We start from the raw sequence: 1,854 nt of genomic DNA, 5'->3' as shown, positions 1-1,854 counted from the left end.
GCGTAAGGACTTCCGGAGTTTGTGTCCAGTAGTCCATTAGTATTATATTGCTTTAACTCAGGCTGTGTAAGACTTTTAGCCATAGCTAGTATATTTATACGGGGGAAGTCCAGGTATTACATTGCTTTAACTCAGGCTCTGTAAGACTTTGAGCCATAGCTAGTATATTTATACGGGGGAAGTTCAGTACTAATGAGTAGAAGGAAAGCAAATCAGACTTTTTCTAGATCCATTCAAAATTCACAGCCTGTAAGCCAAAACAAGGAGGTTTAGAAGCTAATCGGGTTAAAGAAGATAAAATTTGGGTCGCTAAGGACGAACAAGTCAATCAAAAAATATAGGAGCAGAAGATGAAAATCGATTCATCGAAACCATCGAAACAACAGAGCAAAACAGCCCAGGAAATAAAAAAAAAGTATGAAAGTGGGGAGCGAGATTTCCGCAACCTTGACTTGAGAGGTGAATCTTTTGCCGAATTCAATCTATCGGGAGCGAATTTTGCTGACTGCAACCTAAGAGAAGCTGATTTTACCAATTGCGATCTAACAGGAACAAATTTTGCAAAAGCCAGGCTTGCAAAAGCTAAATTACATCGCATCAAAGCTGGAAGTGAAAACGATGATACGAAATATGCCTGGTTCTTCTTTTTATTGCTTGCTGGCGTAGTTGTGACTATCAGTGTCATTTATTTATTGCTTAATTCTAGGCAAGATGAACTAATTTTAATCAATAAAAATGCTAATAGTTTTTTGTCGTTAGCGATTCTTGTCCCTGTTGGTTATTCCATCCACCTGTCTCAAAGTAGTGCCATGATTTCTCAGGTTTTTTGGGGATTGGGAATATTGGCTTTTTGGCTTAAAACGTTCGATCAGCCTTTATCTGGACTCTTGGGCAATCTACTGTTTTGGGTATTGGCAGGTTCTCTGCTCTCCCCACTTTATATGTTTTGGATTAGTAAGTCTTGGAGGAATTTAGGAAAATTAGTTTGGAATTATCCTATTTTAATAATCTTAAGTTTTCTATCTATTTGTTGTGTGCTTCTTTCATTTTTCCGTGTTGATTCATCTGCAATTCTTTCATTTTTTCATCCCGATTCCGAAGCTATGTCAGACAACTGGTTATTAGTCTTAAGCATAGTAACATTGAGTTTGCCAGTTATACCGTCGCTATTTTTCTCCCTCGCAGCCTACTCAACTTTATTTGATGCAGATGAGATAGAAACTTATAGAAATATCTTCAAGGCTTTTTTCCGGGTAGGACTGTCTGGACTTGCCTTACTTATAGCCTATCTGTGGACTCAAGAAATTTTAAATAAAGTTTATCCCCTAACAGAGATCTATTGCTTGATTATTTTGCTATCAATAATTGTATTCTTAGAGATAATCTTTTCAAAAATTTTGCGGCCTCTACAAGCTAAAAAATGGAGCAGACTGAAATGTCTATTATTTTGGGGTTATCCAACTTTATTTTGGGGCTATTTTTGGTACAGGGAGGAACAGTACAAAGGTGACTTAACTTCTTTAGATCAACCAATCAAAATAATCACGGCCATTATGATAGTTTTCTCATTGTCATTTTTTGTCCTTTTAACATACAATTTTTCTACTTTATCTTTTAAGTCTAAACGGTCTGCAAAATGGCTAGGTTGGTGGTATTTTTTCAGTCTTGCTTTACCATCAAGTATAATCTCTATGTCAATAATTTCATCAAGTTTATCTACTACCGACCCCTGGTCTGATTGGCTGAGAGGGGGACAAGCGAGCTAGAAGGTAGATAGGGCAAGCGATATCGCTCTTTGTCCTTTGATGTAATCCTTCAACCGATAGCGGCTAATTTGCATTAACTCTTCTATAT

1 protein-coding gene is annotated in these 1,854 nt (G+C 37.0%); it reads left to right on the top strand.

Features of this window, described 5'->3' with window-relative positions:
* The first annotated feature begins 350 nt into the window (after positions 1 to 350).
* Positions 351 to 1,766: a pentapeptide repeat-containing protein gene (locus H6G48_RS22300; RefSeq protein ID WP_190723229.1), complete on the top strand. Its 1,416-nt coding sequence runs from the start codon at positions 351 to 353 to the stop codon at positions 1,764 to 1,766.
* Positions 1,767 to 1,854: the final 88 nt, after the last annotated feature.

The sequence above is a fragment of the Microcystis flos-aquae FACHB-1344 genome (genome assembly GCF_014698375.1).
Taxonomy (GTDB): Bacteria; Cyanobacteriota; Cyanobacteriia; order Cyanobacteriales; family Microcystaceae; genus Microcystis; species Microcystis aeruginosa.
This window is presented reverse-complemented; position numbering and strand designations above follow the sequence as displayed.

Coding starts and splice junctions, on each gene's coding strand:
- H6G48_RS22300 (WP_190723229.1), top strand. CDS start 351: ATGAAAATCGATTCATCGAAACCATCGAAACAACAGAGCAAAACAGCC.